The sequence below is a fragment of the Micromonospora sp. NPDC047756 genome, assembly GCF_055587245.1.
Window position 1 is genome coordinate 94,008 of record NZ_JBVJGQ010000004.1, and the last position, 14,490, is coordinate 108,497.

Annotated in this window: 11 protein-coding genes; 8 read left to right on the top strand and 3 right to left on the bottom strand. The window is 69.9% G+C overall.

The features are described from left to right. The first annotated feature begins 83 nt into the window (after window positions 1-83). The 4 genes from ACZ6NZ_RS13595 (at window position 84) to galT (ending at window position 5,225) form a co-directional block, all read left to right on the top strand. A complete protein-coding gene (locus ACZ6NZ_RS13595; RefSeq protein WP_465858493.1) occupies window positions 84-1,598 on the top strand; it encodes a glycosyltransferase family 2 protein in 1,515 nt (504 codons plus the stop codon). Window positions 1,599-1,686: 88 nt separating this feature from the next. Beyond that, window positions 1,687-3,216 (top strand): adenylyl-sulfate kinase, encoded by a 1,530-nt coding sequence (gene cysC / locus ACZ6NZ_RS13600; protein ID WP_366607701.1) that lies wholly within the window; start codon window positions 1,687-1,689, stop codon window positions 3,214-3,216. A gap of 111 nt (window positions 3,217-3,327) precedes the next feature. After that, on the top strand, window positions 3,328-4,152 hold the full coding sequence (locus ACZ6NZ_RS13605; protein ID WP_465858494.1) for a DeoR/GlpR family DNA-binding transcription regulator: 825 nt from the start codon (window positions 3,328-3,330) through the stop codon (window positions 4,150-4,152). Next, window positions 4,149-5,225, top strand: coding sequence for a galactose-1-phosphate uridylyltransferase (gene galT, locus ACZ6NZ_RS13610; RefSeq protein ID WP_465858495.1), 1,077 nt, complete (start codon window positions 4,149-4,151; stop codon window positions 5,223-5,225). The genes ACZ6NZ_RS13605 and galT overlap by 4 nt, the downstream gene beginning before the upstream one ends. A gap of 442 nt (window positions 5,226-5,667) precedes the next feature. On the opposite strand, the gene ACZ6NZ_RS13615 is transcribed toward galT, so the two are convergent. Beyond that, window positions 5,668-6,885: an NADP-dependent isocitrate dehydrogenase gene (locus tag ACZ6NZ_RS13615; RefSeq protein WP_366607695.1), complete on the bottom strand. Its 1,218-nt coding sequence runs from the start codon at window positions 6,883-6,885 to the stop codon at window positions 5,668-5,670. A 137-nt stretch (window positions 6,886-7,022) separates the two neighbouring features. On the opposite strand from ACZ6NZ_RS13615, the gene ACZ6NZ_RS13620 reads away from it, so the two are divergent. Then, a complete protein-coding gene (locus ACZ6NZ_RS13620; protein WP_465858496.1) occupies window positions 7,023-7,967 on the top strand; it encodes an MBL fold metallo-hydrolase in 945 nt (314 codons plus the stop codon). A 416-nt stretch (window positions 7,968-8,383) separates the two neighbouring features. On the opposite strand, the gene ACZ6NZ_RS13625 is transcribed toward ACZ6NZ_RS13620, so the two are convergent. Both ACZ6NZ_RS13625 and ACZ6NZ_RS13630 read right to left on the bottom strand, forming a co-directional pair. Then, complete coding sequence (locus ACZ6NZ_RS13625) at window positions 8,384-9,334, bottom strand: malate dehydrogenase (RefSeq protein ID WP_112583765.1); 951 nt, start codon at window positions 9,332-9,334, stop codon at window positions 8,384-8,386. Window positions 9,335-9,460: 126 nt separating this feature from the next. Continuing rightward, complete coding sequence (locus ACZ6NZ_RS13630; RefSeq protein ID WP_465858497.1) at window positions 9,461-10,321, bottom strand: bifunctional methylenetetrahydrofolate dehydrogenase/methenyltetrahydrofolate cyclohydrolase; 861 nt, start codon at window positions 10,319-10,321, stop codon at window positions 9,461-9,463. 463 nt (window positions 10,322-10,784) lie between these two features. On the opposite strand from ACZ6NZ_RS13630, the gene ACZ6NZ_RS13635 reads away from it, so the two are divergent. The 3 genes from ACZ6NZ_RS13635 to ACZ6NZ_RS13645 all read left to right on the top strand — a co-directional run bounded on the left by ACZ6NZ_RS13635 (window position 10,785) and on the right by ACZ6NZ_RS13645 (window position 14,485). Continuing rightward, window positions 10,785-12,386, top strand: a complete 1,602-nt coding sequence (locus tag ACZ6NZ_RS13635) for a peptide ABC transporter substrate-binding protein (RefSeq protein WP_465858498.1) — start codon at window positions 10,785-10,787, stop codon at window positions 12,384-12,386. A gap of 197 nt (window positions 12,387-12,583) precedes the next feature. Further along, the gene (locus ACZ6NZ_RS13640; RefSeq protein ID WP_238658631.1) at window positions 12,584-13,522 is read left to right on the top strand and encodes an ABC transporter permease; all 939 of its coding nucleotides are present in this window, start codon (window positions 12,584-12,586) and stop codon (window positions 13,520-13,522) included. Window positions 13,523-13,528: 6 nt separating this feature from the next. Continuing rightward, on the top strand, window positions 13,529-14,485 hold the full coding sequence (locus ACZ6NZ_RS13645; RefSeq protein ID WP_366612042.1) for an ABC transporter permease: 957 nt from the start codon (window positions 13,529-13,531) through the stop codon (window positions 14,483-14,485). The last annotated feature ends 5 nt before the right edge of the window (window positions 14,486-14,490 follow it).

The following is a 14,490-nucleotide window of genomic DNA, read 5'->3' on the forward strand; positions in this document are numbered from 1 at the left end:
CCGTCCAGGGTGACACCATTCACCTCCCGTTCACCAGGCATCGAGCCGCCCGGTGATCGACCGACGACGCGGGAGGAATCCTGATGGCCGAGGTGGGCGTCCCCAAGGTGAGCGTCGTCGTGCCGGCGTACAACAGCGGCCGACACATCGAGAAGCTCGCCGCCTCGCTGCTGCGCCAGTCACTGCCCACCGACGAGTTCGAAGCCATCTTCGTCGACGACGGCTCGACCGACGACACCGCGCAGCGGCTGGACCGGCTGGCCGCCCAGCACCCCCACATCAGGGTGCTGCACATCGAGAACTCCGGCTGGCCGTCGCGTCCGCGCAACCTCGGCGTCGAACACGCCCGCGGCGAGTACGTCTTCTTCGCCGACGACGACGACTGGTTCGCCGAGGAGGCACTGGAGCGGCTCTACGCCTGCGCGAAGGCCAACGACGCCGACATCGTGGTGGGGAAGATGGCCGGGTACGGGCGCCCGGTGCCGCGGGAGCTGTTCCGCAAGAACCGCTTCGACGCCACCCTGGCGAACTCGCCCCTGATCGACAGCCTGACCTGTCACAAGCTGTTCCGGCGCGCGTTCCTCAACGAGCACGATCTGCGGTTTCCGGAGGGCGGGAAGCGTCGGCTGGAGGACCACGCGATGGTCGTGCGGGCCTACTTCCTGAGCCGGCACACCTCGGTGCTGTCCGACTACGTCTGCTACCACCACGTCCACCGGACCGACGCGCGCAACGTCACCGCGGGTCCGCTGGAGCCGACGAGCTACTACCGGGCCGTGCGGGAGGCGTTGGACATCGTCGACGCGCACACCGAGCCCGGTCCGCTGCGGGACCGGCTGCACCGACGCTGGCTGCGCAACGAGATGATCAGCCGCCTGCGCGGCAAGCGGGCACTCGAGGCCGACGAGGCGTGGCTGGAGCAGGTCGCGCTGGAGGTCCAGAAGATCATCCAGGACCGCTTCGCCCCTGGCGTCGCCGCCGGCCTGCCGCCCCTGCTGCGGGCCGTGGCGTACCTGGCGGAGCGGGGCCGCGTCGCCGACCTGCGCAAGCTGGCCGCCTGGGAGGCGGGCATCGCCGCGCACGGCAAGATCGACGAGCTCCAGCACGCGGACCACGCTGTCACGGTGACCCTCGCCGCCGAGCTGCGCTCGGAGGACCAGCCAGTCGGCTTCCGCACCGACGACGGCCGCGACGTGCTGGTGCTCCCGATGGACGAGATCGCCCCCGAGGTGCTCGACGCCACCGCGCAGGTGCGTAAGGCCCGCCTGGACCTGGTGGCCCGCCACCGGGAGACCGGCACCGAGATCTTTCTTCCGAACACCTTCGAGACCGAGCGGATCACCGGTACGACCGGAGCGGACACCGTCCACCTGGTGCACCGGGCCACCGCCACGATCGACTTCGCCGCCCTCAACGGGGGCCGGACCAGAGGCAGCTGGCAGCTCAAGGTCCGGATCACGAACGTGGGTTGGACCGAGGACGCCCGACTGCCGCTGGTGTTCATCTGCCGGGCCGACGGATCGCGGCCCCGGATCCGCGACCAGCGGAAGGTGTGGAACCGGGTGCGGTCGGCGGTAGGCCGGCGGATCAAGCGCTGATCCGCCCGCCTGGGTCCTGGAGTGGCGCTCTCGACCGATGGGCGGTCGGCTGCGAAACTGTGTGCCGGTCAGCGAGTGGGGGGTGTGGATGAGCAACGGCTGGGTGCTGCCCGACGAGGTGCTGCGTGACGCACCGGCGTACACGCCACGTCCCGGTGAGCTCGCGGATCTGGAGCTGCTGCTGACCGGCGCGTACGCCCCGCTGACCGGCTTCATGACCCGCGCCGACCTGGTCTCGGTGAGCCGACGCGGCCGGCTGGCGGACGGCACACCGTGGCAGGTCGCGGTCGTTCTCCAGGTGCCGGCCGCCCTGGCGCAGAGCTTCGACCCGCGCGACCCCGCCCGGCGGGCGCTCGTGCTGACCGACGGGGAGGGCGCCCCGGCGGCGGCCCTGGACGTGGCCGACGTCTGGCCGGTCCGCGAGGGCGTGGCGGGAGTGGGCGGCCAGGTTCGGCGGTTGGGCGACGGCGGGCACGGTCCGTTCCAGCGACTGCGGCGCAACCCGGAGGAGGTCCGCGCGCTGCTGCCCCCGGGCCGGGTGCTCGGTGTGATCGCCGATCGGCCGCTGCATCGGCCTCAGCTCGCCCAGATCGCCCATGCCGCCCGTACCCTGGCCGCTCATCTGCTCGTGATGATCCCGGTCGGCGAGGGCGGCGCAGACGGGCTCCCACCGGAGGCGCTGGTCCGTTCGATCTTCGCCGCGCGGGACCGGATGCCGCCCGCCACCCTGATCGCGGTGCCACTGTCGCACCGACGCGAGGAGATCAGCGACGCGTTGCTGCGCGCCCGGGTCTCGGCCGCGTACGGGGTCACCCACCTGCTCTCCACCGGAGAGATGCTCTCCGGCGCCGGGCTGCGGGTGCTGGTGCCGCGCGAACTCGCCTACGACAACCGCGACGGGCAGTGGCGGTGGCGGGAGGACATCCCGCCGCGTAACCGCCGGCTCGCGCTGACCCAGCCGGAGATCGACGACCTGCTCGACCGGGGCTTCCCGCTACCGGAGTGGCACACGCCGCCCGCCGTGGCACGGGAGTTGGCCCGGGCCCGGCCGCCGCGTCGGCAGCGAGGGCTGGTGGTCTTCCTGACCGGTCTCTCCGGCTCCGGCAAGTCGACGATCGCCCGGGGGCTGGCGGACGCGTTACGGGAGAGCGGCGACCGCACGGTGACCCTGCTCGACGGGGACGTGGTGCGTCGGGAACTCTCCGCCGGGCTGGGCTTCAGCAAGACCGACCGGGATCTCAACGTCCGGCGGATCGGCTGGGTGGCCGCCGAGATCGCCCGGCACCGTGGGGTGGGCATCTGCTGTCCGATCGCCCCGTACGCGGCGGCCCGGGCCACCGCCCGGGAGATGGCCCTCGCCGCCGGATCGGGTTTCGTGCTGGTGCACGTGGCCACTCCGCTGGAGGTGTGCGAGCGGCGGGACCGCAAGGGCCTGTACGCGCGGGCGCGAGCCGGCCTACTCACCGGGATGACCGGCATCGACGACCCGTACGAGGAGCCGACCGACGCCGATCTGGTGCTCGACACCACCGACCTGAGCGTGGCGGACGCGGTGCAGGCCGTGCTGCACCACCTGACCGAGACCGGCTGGGTGGAGCTGAAGATCGCCACCGCCTGAGGCGTCGCCGTACCCGTTCCTCTCGCCGCTGAGCGACCCGCGCTAGTGTTCACCTTTGTTGGAACACGTTTGACCGCGTGAGGGTACGGAACGCTCGGGGAGGCACGGCTGATGCTCGCTCAGCAGCGGCAGGCGGCCATCCTGGAGCGGGTCCGCACGACCGGCGGCGTCCGGGTCAGCGAGTTGGCAGGCGAGTTCGGCGTCTCCGACATGACCATCCGGCGTGACCTCGACGCGCTGCACGAGCGCGGCCTGCTGGCCAAGGTGCACGGCGGCGCCACCATGACCGGGCCAAGCTCGACCGACGAGCCGGGCTTCCGCGCCAAGTCGGTCCGCCAACTGCCGGAGAAGGCCGCCATCGCCGACCGGGCGGCTCAGCTGGTCCGGCCGGGAGCGGCGGTCGCGCTCTCCGCCGGCACCACCACCGCCGAGCTGGCCCGCCGGCTGGTGGACGTGCCCGAGCTGACAGTGGTGACCAACTCGCTGCCGGTGGCCGAGATCATGCACGCCGGTGGCCGCCCGGACCAGACGGTGGTGCTCACCGGCGGCGTACGCACACCGTCGGACGCGCTGGTCGGTCCGCTCGCGGTCGGGGCCGTCCGCTCACTGCACCTGGATCTGCTTTTCCTGGGCGTCCACGGCATCACCGAACGGGCCGGCTTCACCACCCCCAACCTGATGGAGGCGGAGACCGATCGGGCGCTCGTGGCGGCGGCGGACCAGCTGGTGGTGCTCGCCGACCACAGCAAGTGGGGCACCGTCGGCATCTCTTCGATCGTCGGGTTGACGGCGGCCCACGTACTGGTCAGCGACGACCGGTTGCCTCCACCCGCACGACGGGTACTCGGCGAGAAGGTGGGCGAACTGATCATGGTCAAGGCGACAGGGGCGGGCCGCGGAACGCGCACGCCGACAACTGAGGGGACGGCGCCGTGAAGCGCACCGCGATCGACCTGGCCGACGGCCGGGAGCTGATCTACTTCGACGAGCGCGACGACGCGGTCCGCGACCAGCCGGACCGCCGGGACCTGCCGCCGCCGCCCCCCGCGTCGCAACTGCGCTACGACCCGCTGACCGACGAGTGGGTGGCGGTCGCCGTGCACCGGCAGACCCGCACCTTCCTCCCGCCGGCGAACGAGTGCCCTCTCGACCCGTCGGTGGGCGACCGGCTGACCGAGATCCCCGCACCCGACTACGACGTGGTGGTCTTCGAGAACCGGTTCCCGTCGCTGAGCGGTCGGGTGGCCGAGGAGCCCGGCGAGATCACCCCGTTCACACCGGTTCGGCCGGGCCTCGGCCGGTGCGAGGTGGTCTGCTTCACGTCGGATCACAACGCCTCCTTCGCCAGCCTGCCCCCGCGCCGGGTCCGCACCGTGCTGGACGCCCTCGCCGACCGCACCGAGGTGCTCGGCGCGCTGCCCGGCGTCGAGCAGATCTTCTGCTTCGAGAACCGGGGCGTTGAAATCGGCGTCACGCTGCACCATCCGCACGGCCAGATCTACGCGTACCCCTTCGTGACGCCGCGCACCCGCGCGCTGCTGGCCGCGGCACGCCGGCACGCCGAGCGGACCGGCGGAGGCAACCTGTACGCGGACGTGCTGGCCGCCGAGCGCGCCACCGGTGACCGGGTGGTCACCGAGAACGAACACTGGACGGCGTTCGTCCCGGCGGCCGCCCGCTGGCCGTTCGAGGTGCACGTCGCGCCGCACCGCGTGGTGCCGGACATCCCGGCGCTCAGCGACAGCGAGCGGGACGCCTTCGGGCCGCTCTACCTGGATCTACTGCGCCGATTCGACGGCCTGTTCGACATGCCGATGCCGTACATCTCGGCCTGGCACCAGGCTCCCGTGCGGGTCGACCGCGAGCTGGGCCACCTGCACCTTCAGCTGTTCAGCATCCGGCGGGCGAAGGACAAGCTGAAGTACCTGGCGGGCTCCGAATCCGGGATGGGCGTCTTCATCAACGACATCGCACCGGAACGCGCCGCCGACCTGCTGCGCGCCGCCTGAGCAGCCCTGCGGCGCGCGGGGCCTGAGCTCGGCGTGGCACGGCTTGGCTTGGCAGGGCGTGTGCGGCGCGGCGCGGTGTTGTGCGGCGCGGCGCGGTGTTGTGCGGCGCGGTGTTGTGCGGTGCCGCATGGGCTTGGCGGGAAACAGGGCGCGGGGGGCCCGGGACAGGGCCCCCCGCAGGGAAGGGACGGCTGGCTGTGCACGGCACAGCCGGGAAGGCTGGCTGATCGGCGCACGGGTGCCGCGGGTCGACCGTGGTCAACCTTCCTGGACGCGACTGGCATCTCGTCCATCCTGGTCAACGAGGCGCGCCGGGGGCAGTGACGCCAGCCGGCGCGGCGGTGCCGGACACGCCGAAGCCCGCCGGCACGAGGCGGTGCCGGACACGCCGAAGCCCGCCGGCTGAGATGCCGGCGGGCTCCGATGACGCGGTACGCCTGGATCAGGCGGCGATCTTGCGGGCCAGGTTCTCGTCGAGCGCGTTCATGAACTCGTCGGTGGTCAGCCACGGGGCGTCGCGCGAGATGAGCAGCGCGAGGTCCTTGGTCATCTGGCCACCCTCGACGGTGTCGATGATGACCTGCTCCAGGGTGTTCGCGAACTCGGTGACCGCCGGGGTGCCGTCCAGCTTGCCCCGGTGGGCCAGGCCCCGGGTCCAGGCGTAGATCGACGCGATCGGGTTGGTCGAGGTCTTCTCGCCCTTCTGGTACTGCCGGTAGTGCCGGGTGACGGTGCCGTGCGCGGCCTCGGCCTCGACGGTCCGGCCGTCCGGGGAGAGCAGGACAGAGGTCATCAGACCCAGCGAGCCGAAGCCCTGCGCGACGGTGTCGGACTGCACGTCACCGTCGTAGTTCTTGCAGGCCCAGACGTAGCCGCCCTCCCACTTGAGCGCGGCGGCGACCATGTCGTCGATGAGCCGGTGCTCGTAGGTGAGGCCGGCGGCGTCGAACTCGGCCTTGAACTCGGCCTCGAACACCTCGGCGAAGATGTCCTTGAACCGACCGTCGTACGCCTTGAGGATGGTGTTCTTGGTGGACATGTAGACCGGGTAGTTGCGGTCCAGGCCGTACCGGAACGACGCCCGGGCGAAGTCCCGGATCGACTCGTCGTAGTTGTACATGCCCATGGCGATGCCGCCGCCGGGGAAGTTGGCGACCTCCATCTCCATCGGCGCGCCGCCGTCGGCCGGGGTGTAGGTGATGGTCACCGTGCCCGGGCCGGGGACGACGAAGTCGGTGGCCTTGTACTGGTCACCGTGGGCGTGCCGGCCGATGATGATCGGCTTGGTCCAGCCGGGGACCAGCCGCGGCACGTTGGACATGATGATCGGCTCACGGAAGACGACGCCGCCGAGGATGTTGCGGATGGTGCCGTTGGGCGACCGCCACATCTTCTTCAGGCCGAACTCCTCGACCCGGGCCTCGTCCGGGGTGATGGTCGCGCACTTGACGCCGACGCCGTGCTCCTTGATGGCGTTGGCGGCGTCGATGGTGACCTGGTCGTCGGTCTCGTCGCGGTACTGGATCGACAGGTCGTAGTAGTGCAGGTCGACGTCGAGGTAGGGCAGGATCAGCTGCTCCCGAATCTGCTTCCAGATGATCCGGGTCATCTCGTCGCCGTCGAGTTCTACGACCGGGTTGTTTACCTTGATCTTCGCCATCGGCCGGCGCTCCTCTCGGGGGACACGTGCTCAAGCAGTACGAGCGTACTGCAATTGGGCGGGCAGCCCCCAGCCGGCCTCGACCGGCCGGCGAAACCGGGCTGCGCGGAACAGGAATGCCCTGGAATCATCGTCCGATGCCACTGAGCCGCACCCTCGGGTCTATCACGGTCACCGCGCTCACCGACGGTGAGGGTGCCTTCTTTCAGCCCCGCACGGAGGCGTTTCCGCAGGCCACGGCGGCGCACTGGGCGGAGGCCGACCGGCGCGATCCCGGCTCGGTGACCGCCGACGGGCGATGGTGGCTGCCGTTCCGCAGCTTCGCGATCCGCGCCGGAGACGGGCCGGTCACGCTTGTCGACGCCGGGATCGGCCCGGCCGACGCACCCGCCGCGAGCTGGGCGCCCGTGCCGGGGCGGATGCCCGCCGAGTTGGCCGCCGCCGGCATCGACCCCGCCGACGTCGACACCGTCGTCCTGACCCACCTGCACAGCGACCACATCGGCTGGGCGGTCACCGGCACGCCGGGGCGGCCGTACTTCCCGAACGCGAGCTACCTGGTCCAGCGCGCCGAGATCGACGCGGCGGAGACGCTCAACCCCGGGCTGCCGGCCGGCCTCATCGCGCCCCTGCGCGCCGCCGGCCAGCTCCGGGTGGTCGACGGCGAGACCGCCCTCACCCCGGCGGTACGACTGCTGCCCACCCCCGGCCACACGCCCGGTCACCAGTCGGTGCTCCTGACCTCGGCCGACGAGCGGATGCTGCTCACCGGGGACCTGCTGGTGCACATGGTGCAACTCGTCGACCCCGACCTGGCGTACGCCCACGAGGAAGACCCGGAACTCGCCCGCACCTCCCGGCTGACCGCCCTGCGCACCCACTCCCCACCGTCCTGGCCACCCCCCACCTCGGCACCCCCTTCACCAGCCCCTCGTAATCGTCCGCCGCACCCCCACACCGCATCGATCATGGAGTTATCGCCACGACACGCCGATCCGGAGGGCAACAACTTCATGATCGACGGGGTGCCGCGCAGGGATCACCCATCGGAGCGGTCGAGCAAGGCCCTCGATCCTGGATAGAGGGGTAACGCGAGCCTGGGAGACCACTACCACCAGGATCGAGCACGATCTCGATGGAAGATCCACGCAACAACAGCGCACGTGCTGCCTCCAGAGCCCGCAAGGCGGCAACATCCCCGACGTTGCTTGCGCCCACCCGACCTCCGCTCCACCCCACCCGACCGGCCACAGCGTCCCACCACCGCCGCCCCCTCTTCGTTGATCAAGAGGTTTGCGTCACCACGAGCGCGATTCCTGACGCAAACCTCTTGATCAATCGGGGCCAGGGCGGGGGCCAGGGCCAGGGCGGGGGCCAGGGCCAGGACGGGGCGGGTGGGGGTTGGTGGGGTGGGGTGGACTGGCTCGGTGGGGGTGGACGGCAAAGGGCGCGCCGGCAGAGCCGGCGCGCCCTTTCGCTGATGCTGTGGTTCGGGAAACTACATGCTGGAGATGTCGCCCTGCTTGGCGCGGACGGCTTCGGCGGCCTCCAGGAGGCTGGCGCGCTCGTCGGCGTCCAGGTCGGTCTCGACGACCCGCTTGACGCCCTCGGCGCCGATCTCGGCCTCGACACCCAGGTAGACACCGGAGATGCCGTACTCGCCGTCGACCCAGGCGCAGACCGGCATGACCTCGCCGGAGTCCTCCGCGACGGCCTTCGCCATCCGAGCCGCGGCAGCGGACGGGGCGTAGTAGGCCGAACCGGTCTTCAGCAGCGCGACCACCTCGGCGCCACCGTTGCGGGTCTTGACGACCAGCTCCTCGATCTGCTCGGCCGGCATGGCGTCGCGCAGCGGCTTGCCGTTGACGGTGCTCTTCGACGGCACCGGGACCATGGTGTCGCCGTGCGAGCCCAGGGTCAGGGTGCGTACCGATGCCACCGGCACGTTCAGCGCCTCGGCGACGAAGTTGCTGAACCGGGCGGTGTCGAGCATTCCGGCCTGGCCGAGCACCCGGTTCTTCGGGAACTGGGTGGCGAGCTGGGCCAGCGCGGTCATCTCGTCCAGCGGGTTGGAGACCACGATGACGACGGCGTTCGGGGCGTACTTGGCGACGTTCTCGGCGACCTGGCGGACGATCTTGGCGTTGGTCTCCAGCAGGTCCATCCGGCTCATGCCGGGCTTGCGCGGCAGACCAGCGGTGATCACGACGACGTCGGAGCCCTCGATGCTCTCGTAGCCCTCACCGTTGGGGCCGGTGGTCACGCCGACCACCTTGGTCTCGAAGCCCTCGATGGCCCGGGACTGGTTGAGGTCGAGCGCGAGGCCTGCGGGCTTGCCCTCCACGATGTCGGTGATCACTACGGTGTCGAAGACGTCGTACTCGGCCAGGCGCTGTGCGGTGGTGGAGCCGTAGAAGCCAGCCCCGACGACAGTGACCTTCTTACCCATGGTCGTCCCACTCCCTGATACCAGTCGGTTTTCCGGACCGTATCAGTCATCCTGGCACCGAACAGGGCAGGGGCGGCGGCCGTCGCCGGGATGGGGCGAACGTCACCGACGTCGTCGGCGTCCGGTTCAGCCGCGCTCGGCGCGCTCGACGACGTTGCTGAGCAGCATGGCCCGGGTCATCGGGCCCACGCCGCCGGGCATGGGGACCAGCGCGCCGGCCGTCTCGGCCACCTCCGGGTCCACGTCGCCGGTGTAGCGGCCCTTGCCGTCGGCTCCGATGACGCGGGTGATGCCGACGTCCACCACCACCGCGCCGGGGTTGATCATGTCGGCGGTGAGCAGACCCGGTACGCCGGCCGCGACGATGACGATGTCGGCGGCGCGGGTGTGCGAGGCGAGGTCGAGGGTGCCGGTGTGGCAGAGGGTGACGGTGGCGTTCTCGCTGCGCCTGGTGAGCAGCAGGCCGAGCGGTCGGCCGACCGTGTTGCCGCGACCGACCACCGCGACGGTGGCCCCGCGCAGCGCCACGTCGTGCCGGCGGAGGAGCTCGACGATGCCGCGCGGCGTGCACGGCAGCGGACCGTCGTAGCCGAGCACGAGCCGACCCAGGTTGACCGGGTGCAGGCCGTCCGCGTCCTTGTCCGGGTCGATCAACTCCAGCACCCGTTGGGTGTCGAGGTGGGCCGGCAGCGGCAGCTGGACGATGTAGCCGTGGCACGCCGGGTCGGCGTTCAGCTCGGCCAGTACGTCGTCGACCTGCTGTTGGGTGGCGTCGGCGGGCAGTTCGCGGCGGATCGAGGCGATGCCCACCTCGGCGCAGTCGCGGTGTTTGCCGTTGACGTACGCCTGGCTGCCCGGGTCCGCCCCGACCAGCACCGTGCCGAGCCCGGGGATGATGCCGCGTTCCGCCAGTGCCTTCACCCGGATGCGCAGCTCGTCTTTGATCTCCGCTGCGGTTGCCTTGCCGTCCAGAAGCGTCGCCGTCACGACCAGATCGTCTCACGGCCACCGCCTGCGGATCAGACGACCTCGCTGCGGACCGTCCGCCGCTCCACTGCGGTGGGGCGGCCGCCGGACGAGCCGTTGGAGTAACCGTACGTGAGGTGTTGCTAGTCACTTTCTGTGACGATTTATGGATTCGGTCACTGTCGAACCAGACAGGCCAGGCCGTATCCACGGAGAAGGGACGGCCACCCCAGGCGGCGCCGACACGACCGGGAGGAGGTCGAACGTACCGTCGAGCGCCGGGATTTCAGCAGGCCACGTCAATGAGTCCGGTTTGGGGTAGCAGATTCACCCGCCCCCGACAACCGAATCAACCCCGGACCGTTACCCACCCGCAACCGCGTCGTTGTCGAAGACCCGTCACCGACCTACCGTTACCGCTTGTTGCGCAGCGTAAACCCAGCGTCGGGCCTGACTGCGCAGCGTGAGGAGATGAGGAGGCTCAATGCGAGTTCGTAGACTCGCCGCCTGGACCGCCCTCCCGCTCGCGGTGACGCTGGGCCTCGCGGCCTGCGGCAGCGGCGGAGACGGTGGATCCGGTGGCAGCGACAGTTCGGTGGTCAGCATCCAGATCGCCGAGCCGAAGCACCTGGTTCCCACCAACACCACCGAGACGTCCGGTTCGCAGGTCATCGCCGGCCTGTTCAGCCCGCTCGTCGACTACGACGCCCAGAACAAGCCGTACGAGGTCGCCGCGCAGTCGGTCACCTCGTCCGACAACAAGGTCTGGACGATCAAGCTCAAGGACGGCTACACCTTCCACAACGGTGAGAAGGTCACGTCCCAGAGCTACATCAACGCGTGGAACTACGGCGCGTACGGCCCCAACGGCCAGGACACCAACCCCTTCTTCGAGAAGATCGCTGGTTACGCCGACCTGCAGGGCAAGGCGCCGAAGGCCAAGGAGATGTCCGGCCTGAAGAAGGTCGACGACCTCACCTTCGCCGTGACGCTCTCCGAGCCGTACATCGACTTCAAGACCACGCTGGGCTACAACGCGTTCTTCCCGATGCCGGACGCCGCGTTCTCGGCTCCGGGCGTGCTCAAGGACTCCTACGAGCAGGCCCCGATCGGGCAGGGCCCCTTCAAGATGAAGGGCACCTGGCAGCACGACAGCAAGATCGACGTCGAGCGCTACGACGCCTTCCCGGGCGAGAAGCCCAAGGTCAAGAACATCGAGTTCCGGATCTACCAGCAGCTCACCGCGGCCTACGCGGACGTCCTGGCGGACAACCTGGACGTGCTGCCGACGATCCCGACCGAGAGCCTGAGCACCGCGCCGAGCGACCTGGGTGACCGGTACAAGACCAGCCCGATGTCGTCGTTCCAGTTCCTCGCGTTCCCGACGTTCGACAAGGACTACAGCAAGCCGGACGTCCGCAAGGCCATCTCGATGGCGATCGACCGTGACGAGATCACCAAGTCGGTCTTCAAGGGTTCGCAGACGCCGGCACGCTCCTTCGTCTCGCCGGTGCTGCCGGGCTACCGGGACGACACCACAGGCAAGTCGGGTGAGTTCAACCCGACCGAGGCCAAGAAGCTCTACCAGGCCGCCGGTGGTCCCTCGAAGATCGTCATCTCGTACAACGGCGACGGCGGTCACAAGGACTGGGTCGACGCCACGGTCAACCAGCTCAAGACCAACCTGGGTGTCGACGCGGTGGGTTCGGCCGAGCCGAAGTTCGCCGACCTGCTCACCAAGGTCGAGAAGAAGACGCCGGTGGGTGCGTTCCGGATGGGTTGGGTCATGGACTACCCGACCATGGAGGACTACCTCGGCCCGCTGTACAGCACCAACGGCTCGTCGAACTACTACGGCTACAGCAACCCGGAGTTCGACAAGCTGGTCAAGGAGGGTTCCGCCGCCAAGACGCAGGACGAGGCGATCGCCAAGTACCAGCAGGCGGAGGACATCCTGGCCAAGGACATGCCGGTGATCCCGCTCCGCTTCGGCGAGAACGTGTTCGGCCACTCGTCCAAGGTCAAGAACGTCGAGATGGACCTGTTCCAGCGGGTCAACCTCGTCAAGATCGAAGCAGCCAGCTGAGCTGAGCATGGTGCGGGCCACCCGGGCGACGAAGCCCGGGTGGCCCGGACCGCACCACCGGGGGCCGGACCGCAGCAGCGGGTCCGGCCCGGTGGCGCCGGCTCCCCCGGGCCGGACGGCGCGTCTCGGATATTTCGGGTACGACCAGAGATGCCGTCCTGCGACCCTTTCGCACATTTCCGGAGAGACTGCTAAGCATGTTCCGCTACATCCTGCGGCGCCTACTGCAGATGGTCCTGGCGTTCTTCGGGACCACCCTGATCGTCTACGCGCTGACATTCGCCGGGCAGGGCGACCCGATCCAGGCGCTCGCCGGCGAACGGCCGGTGACGCCAGCGCAACGGGCCTACCTGACCGAGAAGTACCACCTGGACGCCACGGGCGTCGGCGGCTTCTTCTACCGCTACTTCGACTACGTGAAGAACCTGCTCCAGGGCAACCTGGGCGAGTCACTCACCGGTCGGAACATCGGTGACATCCTCCAGCAGGCCTGGCCGGTCACCGTGCGGCTCGCGCTCATCGCGCTCGCTGTGGCGATCATCTTCGGCGTCACCGCCGGTGTGCTCGCCGGCATCCGTCGGGCCAGCATCTTCGACAACTCGACGCTGGTGCTGACCCTGCTGGTGCTGGGCATCCCGACCATCGTGCTGGCGCCACTGGCGCAGTACTTCCTGGGTGTCAAGTGGCAGCTCTTCCCACCCACCGCCGGCTCCGACCCGACGTTCTACGCGCTCCTGCTGCCCGGCATCGTGCTCGGCTCGCTGTCGTTGGCCACCGCCCTACGACTCACCCGGGCCTCGGTGGCGGAGAACCTGCGCGCCGACTACGTCCGGACCGCCCGGTCCAAGGGCCTGGTCAAGCGACGCATCGTCGTCGTCCACGTGCTGCGCAACTCGCTGATCCCGGTGGTCACCTTCCTCGGTGTGGAACTGGGCAACCTGATGAGCGGCGCGATCATCACCGAGGGCGTCTTCAACATCCCCGGCGTGGGCTTCAACCTCTTCCGCGGCATCCGCACCGAGGACGGCCCCCTGGTGGTGGGCATCGTCAGCGTGCTCGTCGTGGTCTACCTGGTCTCGAACCTGGTGGTGGACGTCCTGTACGCCGTACTCGACCCGAGGATCCGCTATGAGTGAGCTGGCATGAGTGACTTCGAAACTGTGGCGGCCACCGAGAACCAGGCCGCGCGACGGGGCCCCTCGGGGGAGCCGGGCACGCCCAACCAGGTCGGCGCCGCGAACAAGCCCCGCAGCCTGGCCGGGGACGCCTGGCGCGACCTGCGCCGCAACCCGATCTTCTGGATCTCGCTGGCGCTGGTCGTCATCTTCACCCTGATGGCCCTGCTCCCCGGGGTCTTCACCGCCAACAACCCGAACGACTGCCTGCTCTCCCGGCAGCACGCCGGGCCGTCCGGCGGGGCCATCTTCGGGTACGACTTCCAGGGCTGCGACACGTACTCCCGGGCGGTCTACGGCACCCGGGCTTCGCTGCTGGTCGGCGCGCTCGCCGCCCTCGGCACCGGCATCATCGCGCTGGTGGTCGGCATGTTGGCCGGTTACTTCGGCCGCTGGGTCGACGCGGTGCTCTCCCGGGTGATCGACGTGGTGCTCGGTATTCCGCTGCTGCTGGCCGCGATCGTGCTGCTCAAGCGGGTGTCCAGCGACAGCCAGGCGGCCCGGATCGGCGCGGTCGTCTTCGTGCTGGCCCTCCTCGGGTGGACCACCGCCGCCCGCGTGGTCCGGTCCTCGGTGATCACCGCCAAGGAGCAGGACTACGTCGCGGCGGCCCGGATGCTCGGCGCCGGCAACGGCCGGATCATGTGGCGGCACATTCTGCCGAACTCGCTGGCCCCGGCGATCGTCGTGCTGACCATCGCGCTCGGCTCGTTCATCGCGGCCGAGGCGACGCTCTCCTTCCTCGGCATCGGCCTGAAGGCGCCCACCATCTCCTGGGGGCAGGACATCGACACCGGCCGGATCCACATGCGGGAGGCGGCCACCCCGTTGATCGTCCCGTCGGCCTTCCTCGCACTGACCGTGCTGGCGTTCATCATGCTCGGCGACGCGATCCGTGACGCCTTCGACCCGAAGCTGCGGTGAGATCA

Excerpts from the sequence above, each read along its gene's own strand:
- ACZ6NZ_RS13595 (WP_465858493.1), top strand. The coding sequence starts at position 84 with ATGGCCGAGGTGGGCGTCCCCAAGGTGAGCGTCGTCGTGCCGGCGTAC.
- cysC (WP_366607701.1), top strand. The coding sequence starts at position 1,687 with ATGAGCAACGGCTGGGTGCTGCCCGACGAGGTGCTGCGTGACGCACCG.
- ACZ6NZ_RS13605 (WP_465858494.1), top strand. The coding sequence starts at position 3,328 with ATGCTCGCTCAGCAGCGGCAGGCGGCCATCCTGGAGCGGGTCCGCACG.
- ACZ6NZ_RS13615 (WP_366607695.1), bottom strand. The coding sequence starts at position 6,885 with ATGGCGAAGATCAAGGTAAACAACCCGGTCGTAGAACTCGACGGCGAC.
- ACZ6NZ_RS13620 (WP_465858496.1), top strand. The coding sequence starts at position 7,023 with ATGCCACTGAGCCGCACCCTCGGGTCTATCACGGTCACCGCGCTCACC.
- ACZ6NZ_RS13625 (WP_112583765.1), bottom strand. The coding sequence starts at position 9,334 with ATGGGTAAGAAGGTCACTGTCGTCGGGGCTGGCTTCTACGGCTCCACC.
- ACZ6NZ_RS13635 (WP_465858498.1), top strand. The coding sequence starts at position 10,785 with ATGCGAGTTCGTAGACTCGCCGCCTGGACCGCCCTCCCGCTCGCGGTG.
- ACZ6NZ_RS13640 (WP_238658631.1), top strand. The coding sequence starts at position 12,584 with ATGTTCCGCTACATCCTGCGGCGCCTACTGCAGATGGTCCTGGCGTTC.
- ACZ6NZ_RS13645 (WP_366612042.1), top strand. The coding sequence starts at position 13,529 with ATGAGTGACTTCGAAACTGTGGCGGCCACCGAGAACCAGGCCGCGCGA.